The organism is Paenibacillus sp. JT22N12, assembly GCF_056269365.1.
Genome location: NZ_JBWDNU010000011.1, coordinates 228,547 through 234,857, shown reverse-complemented (window position 1 = coordinate 234,857; position 6,311 = coordinate 228,547). Strand labels below are relative to the sequence as shown.

Sequence of the window (6,311 nt, the reverse complement as noted above, 5' to 3'; positions counted from 1 at the left end):
ATAACGAAGAACGGATTCAATTAAAATTAAACAAACTGACGCCGGTTGAGTACCGACGCCAGCTCATAGCCTAGGGCTTTTTTCATTGTCTACAAATTTGGGGCTTGACCACACGCGCCTGCAGGTTCCATTCGTATGATTATTGTTCCGGGCTTTGATTTCAATCATGCTCTCTCTCAGGCTTTACGCCTGCCGGGTCTTCCAGGCTTATGAAGCTTCTTGTCAGGCTGGAAGCCTCAATCCGGAAATAAACGGCGAAGCTCTTCCGGAAGCTCCCGGCTTTTTCTGGTCTCCGCATTCATGGCGACGCAGGTGATAAGCGCATCGGCGCACAGTTCATCCTGCCCGTTCAGGATTTGCTGGCTCAACACATAGCTGGTTCGGCCGGCTCTTTCGGGCACTGTTATAATCCGCAGCTGGTCGCCTTGTCTACATTCCTTCCGGTAGTTGATATTGATATTCACCGTTACAGTCTGAATGCCCATTTGCAGAAAAACATCGTAATGAAGCCCAGCCTGCTCATACCATTCTTCTCTGCCCCATTCAAGATATTCCAGATATTTGGCATTATTCACATGTCCATTCACATCAATTTCGGTTGAACGGACCATAATAGACGTTATAGCCTGCATGGCATCCGGCTCCTTCACCGCCCCTTCAAAAGGCGTCAAATGATTACTAATGGTAGCCATAAGCAGCTGGCTTGTCAAAGAAAATCCAAGCAATGCCGTCCTCCCCCTTCATGCTTGCAGACATATTTTGCGTTAAGATAGAAACTATAGCTTACAGGAAAGGATGAATAACCATGACCAGAACAGCATATTCCCGTCAAATCTTCCGCACATGGCTGCATTCCTCCGCCATTTCCGGCACCCTCGCCCTCTGCCTCTTCCTGATGGCGGGTTGCGGTTCCAATTACAATATCGGCTCCGGCCCCAACTCCCCCATGAGCGGCAGCGGGCTTCCGGATTCCGCAGCTGCCTCGGAGAATGATCATTACCAGACTCAGCCAACAGCAGAACCGCCCGCTGCCAATCAGCCGGAAGCCGGTTCCAATGCCGCTGCCGATAACCCTTACGCTGCTGCAGGGATCGATGACCCGGAAGCATTCGAGGCCATATTCGATCAGATCAAATCGGCGGTTGCCGGAGGAGATAAAGATAAGGTTGCGGACTATGTGCTTTTTCCCATGCGGTTGAATACGGCCAAAGCAAATACAATCATCAAAAACAAAGAGGATTTCATCAATAAATATGACGCAATTCTGACTGCACCTGTGAAGAAAGCATTGGCCAATCAAAAGACCGACAGCCTGTTCGTCAATGATCAGGGCGTCATGGTTGGCAATGGCGAGATGTGGTTCGGCGCTACCGCCGGTTCGCCGCAGAAATACGGTATTATTGCCGTTAACCATGACACGGTGGAGAGCGATTAAGGTGCTTAAGAGCGCTATAGCAAGACACTGAAGAGTACGATAGCCTTACAAATTAAAGCGGTACCCTACCCCCCATACGGTTTCGATATATTGGGGCTTGGACGGGTTCAGCTCGATTTTCTCTCGCAGCTTGCTGATATGGACAGTGACGGTAGGGAGATCCCCCATCGAGTCGAGTCCCCAGATCCGTTCGAACAGCTCCTCCTTGGTGAACACCCGGTTCGGGTTTGTAGCCAAATAAAGCAGCAAATCATATTCTTTGGTCGTCAGCAGGGCTTCGCGGTCCTCCACAAATACCTTCCGCGGAAGCTTGTCGATGAACAAGCCGCGGATCCGGATTTGATCCTTGGGGTTGCTCCCTGTTCCGGTGCTGCCTGTCAGCCGCTCAAAACGGGACAGATGCGCCTTCACCCGTGCGACCAGCTCGCCAACGCTGAACGGCTTCACTATATAATCGTCCGCCCCCAGACCGAAGCCTCTGATTTTATCTACTTCCTCACGCTTGGCGGATACCATCAGAATCGGAATATGGGTCGTCTGGCGAATGGCCTTGCAAATATCGAACCCATTCACACCCGGGAGCATCAAATCCAGAATAATCATGTCGAAGCTTTCCTTCATTGCCTGCTCCAGACCCGCATCGCCGGTTGCCGCAATGTCCACGGTGAAGCCGCTCGCCACCAAATAATCCTTTTGCACTTCGGCAATTACAGAATCATCCTCTATGATCAAGATCCTTTTCATCATGCTCTCCCTCATACCCCTCACGGGGTTGTCAATGTGAACAAAATGGTCGTGCTCTCTCCCGGGACGCTTTCCGCCCATACCCGGCCCCCATGCTCCTCCACGATCTGCTTCACAATCGCAAGGCCCAGCCCGCTGCCCCCGGTATCGTTGTTCCTGGAGAGATCCGTACGGTAGAAGCGGTCAAAAATATGGGGCAGACCAGCGGCTTCGATGCCTCGTCCGTTATCCTTTATCGATACCGTAATTTCCTGCAGCTGCTTGTTCTCAAACAGCTCAATACGGATTTCTTTCTCCTTTTTGTCCATATGCTTCAAGCTGTTATCGGCAATATTGGCAATTACTCTGCCCAGCTTCTCGCGGTCCACCACAGCCATTACCGGCTTGCCCTGTGTATGGTCATACATAATCCGGATCCCGCTGTACTGCGGATGCATATGAAGCTCATCCGCAAAGGCATGAAGGTAAGCATTAATATCGGTCTGTTCAAAATGAAACGGCAGCCGTCTCAGATCCAGCTTGGAGTACAGGAACAGCTCATCGATCAGACGATCCAGATGCGCCGCCTTGGAATGAATCATTTCAATATATTTGGCCTGCTTCTGCGGTGTATCGGTTATGCCGTCCCGCATCCCCTCAGCGCAGGCGGAAATGGCCGTGATCGGTGTTTTAAGATCATGAGAGATGTTGGAGAGCAGCTCCTTGCGGTTCTCCTCAGCCTGCAGCTGCGTATGAATCGACGCTCTCAGCCGTTTTCTCATCTCTTCGAAGGTGGCGCTTAATTGGCCGATTTCGTCTTTTCTGATTACCTTCAGCTCATTGTCCAGATTGCCTTCCTTGATCTGCTCCGCCGCATGCTTCAGCGCATTAAGCGGCCTCAGAATTCCGCGGGATACCAGATAAGTCAGCAGCCCGTTGGTCAAGCCGACGATCAGGATCACGAATAGCAGCACGATTACAAAAAATAACCGGGCAAGATCGGCAAGCCGGTCTTCCTCCAAAATATACATGACACCGGGACTTCCGTCGTCAAGCGTAAAAGCATATTTTAAAACCGTATAGTCAATGCCGTCTAATTTGAATGTATCGCTATGATAACCGCCAGCGCCGCTTGAATCAAACTCCCCAAGCCTGGGCAGGGCGGCAGCGCTGCTGTCTTCAATTGCCGGTGAACTATACCGGACTTTATCCCCTGCCGCGATAATCAGCCGGATATCAAGAGGGTCCAGCTCCTTCTCCGTTTTCTCCAGAAAAGCGGTGTCTTCGAGACGATCCGGCTCATGCCGGGCGAAGAAGGCAAGCCCTGAGGTCCATTCCGTTTTCCGGTCCATCGCTTCGCGGAATTCCTTGACATTCTCAAAATCCCCGATGATTCTGCTGAGCGGTTTGATCCCCAGCGCATCATTCAAGAACAGGGTTACCAGGATGACAGCCGTCAAGGCAAAGACAATAATCGGCACAACGACCATTGCGATATAAGACAGCAGTAATTTCTTGCGGATAGACATACCAAGCGCCCCTGTTATAATGATTTGCCGGTAAATCTGAACAATCCGGCGGTATATCCTATTATACTGTACGCCGAGATAAAGACGAATATATTCATGAGCCTCAGCACCGGGACACTTGGCTGCAGCCACAGCTCATGCCAGTCGGTGTAGGCGAAGGGGGACCATACCGCAGCTTCAGGCAGGAACAACGGCAGCACCTTCAATGCCGCATAAACTGCGATACAAACGACAATGGCCGTTGTGCTGCTTTTGAACCACTGAGCGACGAGTGCCGCGAATATGGCTATTACCGCCATCGGGAAGAAAGCGGCGAAGTAAGCGCCCAGTCCCCTGGCTATTCCCCATGTGCTGCCGCCATCCGGAAGAAACAGACCGGACAATGCGGAGGCCGCCCAGCCGCCGGCAAGCACAGCCGCGACAATAAGCGCCAGCGACAGCAGCTTGGCTGTGAATACTTTTGTCCGGGTAATCGGCCGGACCAGTGTGATTTTCAGCGTCCGCATGGCGGTCTCGGCGGTGAAGGAATCGGCAGCGCACATGAACAAATAGAGAGGCAGCAGTACAGTGGTCAATATCCCCAGCATGATCAGCGGAAAATCATTGCCCACAATGGCGGAAATGCCTGCATTCCCTTGAACACGGGCGACCAGCCATGCGGCCAGGACCGGGATCAGGACGAGAAACAGCAGAAACCACTTCGTTTTGCGCTGCAGCCACCATTTTTCCAGCTCATTGATTACACCTGCAGCCAGACTATGCATGAGATACCCCTTCCCTGCTCTTTGCGACCGCAGCCAGATAGTATTCTTCCATGTTGACGCCCTGCTCCTGCAGCTCATCCGCCTCGCCCTCGTGAATAAGTCTGCCGCCATTCATAATGCCGATACGGTTTACGGTCATCTCCATCTCGTTCATCATATGGCTGGAGATCAGAAAAGCGGTCCCTTCCGTTTCCGACAGATGTCTGATAATGCGGCGAACGTCTATAATGCCCTCTACGTCAAGTCCATTCGTCGGTTCATCCAGAATGACCAGTCCCGGCGAGGACAGCAGCGCTCCCGCAAGCGACAGCCGCTGCTTCATGCCAAGCGAGTAGCCGCTGACCATCTCTCCTTTGTAGAGAGTAAGACCGACAATTTCCAGCACCTCATCAATCCGCTTTGCCGGCAGATCTTTATAGAACCTTGCCGCCTGCTTCAGATTGGCGTGACCGCTCATATATTCGTAAGCGTCCGCCGTCTCGATCACGCAGCCCGTGCCCGTCATCGCCAGCTCGAACCGGTCTGTAATTCTGCTGCCAAACAGCGTCACGCTTCCCGAATCCGCAGCGCAAAGACCTGTCAAAATCTTCAGCAGAGTCGTCTTACCCGCCCCATTGGGGCCGAACAAGCCGAAAATGTCGCCTTTATTCAGCTTGAAGCTGATATCGCGTATGCCGCGGCCGTTTTTATATATTTTCGTTACTCCATCGATCTCCAGAATAGCCGGAGAAGCGCCTGTTCGCATATTATTCACACTCCTTTATGAAAAATTGGCGAAAAATCGGCCGGACAACGTTCATCTGGTATTGCTGCGTCCGGCCCGATGCTGTTTCCTGATGATTATTGCTGTCCGCCCCATTCTTCAGCCGGATCAACCGTTACCACTTGCTTATTATCCAGATCGATTACTTCGGGCGACGTGCTGTTATAAGCCGAGAGTCCGGCATCCAGCGTTACCGTTACGGTGTGATCGGCACCTGCTTCATCTTTGCCTGCTGCCTTGATTTGTACAGTTTGATGCTGGATGCGGTCATCCTTGCCGATAAACGCATCCAGGCTGACCGCTTCAATCCGGACATCCTGTGCCAGTTCCGGAAGCTGCGGCTGCCATTCTCCGCCAAGCAGCTGCTGGTGAATGGAATCCGCAGGTCCCGCCGCATTATTATGTTCGCCTTGGGCGCCGCTGCCCGCATGTTTGATCAACAAGGACCCGATGGCATTGACGGCCGCAGGAATTTGGCTTCCCGTTAAATCCAGGGAGATGTGTTTGACGCCATCCGCCTGCTCATCCAGCTCCACCTGCTGCTTCACATTGCCGGCCAGCGCATCAATGACATTTTCCAGTTCCTTGGGAAAACCGTCCCAGCCCGCTTCATGGTTTCCAAATTTGCGCTGCGCATGTTCCGGCGCTTCCTGCGGATCGATGACGTAATACATGTCATCCTTGCCGTTCTTGACGATCATCTGGTCATTCTGATGATACATATTCACCGCAATCGGCTCCGTGCCCGCTCCGCCCAATGTGAGCGAGCCGCTGGCTCCGCCCTGGTCTTTATCCAGCTTGAGATTCGCCTTGGCATTCAGCTTCTCGGCGCCATTGTCGCTGACCGTAACCGACACATCGGCTGTAACGCTCTTCACATTGGTATTGGTCTTCAGCGCTTCCTTGTAAGCATCATAGCCTGCCGAGCCTGCGCTTGCAGTGAAGCCGCTGGCGACCAGCAGAACCGCACCGGCCGTTAACGGAATTCCAAAGGACAACCATTTCTTTTTCTTATTCATCTTTATTTCCTCCTGTTCTTGAAAGCCTCTTCGGTGAAGCTCCCTGGTGCTTCTTAGCGAAGCTCCCTGGTGCTTCCT

At 52.4% G+C, this 6,311-nt stretch carries 7 protein-coding genes; 1 reads left to right on the top strand and 6 read right to left on the bottom strand.

From position 1 onward, the window contains the following. Window positions 1-236: 236 nt before the first annotated feature. Window positions 237-632: an acyl-CoA thioesterase gene (locus tag AC0YOA_RS29865; RefSeq protein ID WP_475789727.1), complete on the bottom strand. Its 396-nt coding sequence runs from the start codon at window positions 630-632 to the stop codon at window positions 237-239. 173 nt (window positions 633-805) lie between these two features. On the opposite strand from AC0YOA_RS29865, the gene AC0YOA_RS29860 reads away from it, so the two are divergent. Continuing rightward, window positions 806-1,435, top strand: a complete 630-nt coding sequence (locus AC0YOA_RS29860) for a hypothetical protein (protein ID WP_475789720.1) — start codon at window positions 806-808, stop codon at window positions 1,433-1,435. Between the two features lie 45 nt (window positions 1,436-1,480). On the opposite strand, the gene AC0YOA_RS29855 is transcribed toward AC0YOA_RS29860, so the two are convergent. From AC0YOA_RS29855 to AC0YOA_RS29835, 5 genes are all read right to left on the bottom strand, one after another. Then, window positions 1,481-2,179, bottom strand: coding sequence for a response regulator transcription factor (locus AC0YOA_RS29855; protein ID WP_210045598.1), 699 nt, complete (start codon window positions 2,177-2,179; stop codon window positions 1,481-1,483). Window positions 2,180-2,199: 20 nt separating this feature from the next. Next, window positions 2,200-3,687 (bottom strand): sensor histidine kinase, encoded by a 1,488-nt coding sequence (locus AC0YOA_RS29850; protein WP_475789719.1) that lies wholly within the window; start codon window positions 3,685-3,687, stop codon window positions 2,200-2,202. 14 nt (window positions 3,688-3,701) lie between these two features. After that, a complete protein-coding gene (locus tag AC0YOA_RS29845; RefSeq protein ID WP_475789718.1) occupies window positions 3,702-4,451 on the bottom strand; it encodes an ABC transporter permease in 750 nt (249 codons plus the stop codon). Continuing rightward, window positions 4,444-5,196 (bottom strand): ABC transporter ATP-binding protein, encoded by a 753-nt coding sequence (locus tag AC0YOA_RS29840; RefSeq protein WP_475789717.1) that lies wholly within the window; start codon window positions 5,194-5,196, stop codon window positions 4,444-4,446. The genes AC0YOA_RS29845 and AC0YOA_RS29840 overlap by 8 nt, the downstream gene beginning before the upstream one ends. Window positions 5,197-5,291: 95 nt before the next feature. After that, complete coding sequence (locus tag AC0YOA_RS29835) at window positions 5,292-6,233, bottom strand: hypothetical protein (protein WP_475789716.1); 942 nt, start codon at window positions 6,231-6,233, stop codon at window positions 5,292-5,294. Window positions 6,234-6,311: the final 78 nt, after the last annotated feature.

What these genes read in the sequence shown, in the direction of transcription:
- AC0YOA_RS29865 (WP_475789727.1), bottom strand. Translation starts at nt 632, where the DNA reads ATGCAGGCTATAACGTCTATTATGGTCCGTTCAACCGAAATTGATGTG.
- AC0YOA_RS29860 (WP_475789720.1), top strand. Translation starts at nt 806, where the DNA reads ATGACCAGAACAGCATATTCCCGTCAAATCTTCCGCACATGGCTGCAT.
- AC0YOA_RS29855 (WP_210045598.1), bottom strand. Translation starts at nt 2,179, where the DNA reads ATGAAAAGGATCTTGATCATAGAGGATGATTCTGTAATTGCCGAAGTG.
- AC0YOA_RS29850 (WP_475789719.1), bottom strand. Translation starts at nt 3,687, where the DNA reads ATGTCTATCCGCAAGAAATTACTGCTGTCTTATATCGCAATGGTCGTT.
- AC0YOA_RS29845 (WP_475789718.1), bottom strand. Translation starts at nt 4,451, where the DNA reads ATGCATAGTCTGGCTGCAGGTGTAATCAATGAGCTGGAAAAATGGTGG.
- AC0YOA_RS29840 (WP_475789717.1), bottom strand. Translation starts at nt 5,196, where the DNA reads ATGCGAACAGGCGCTTCTCCGGCTATTCTGGAGATCGATGGAGTAACG.
- AC0YOA_RS29835 (WP_475789716.1), bottom strand. Translation starts at nt 6,233, where the DNA reads ATGAATAAGAAAAAGAAATGGTTGTCCTTTGGAATTCCGTTAACGGCC.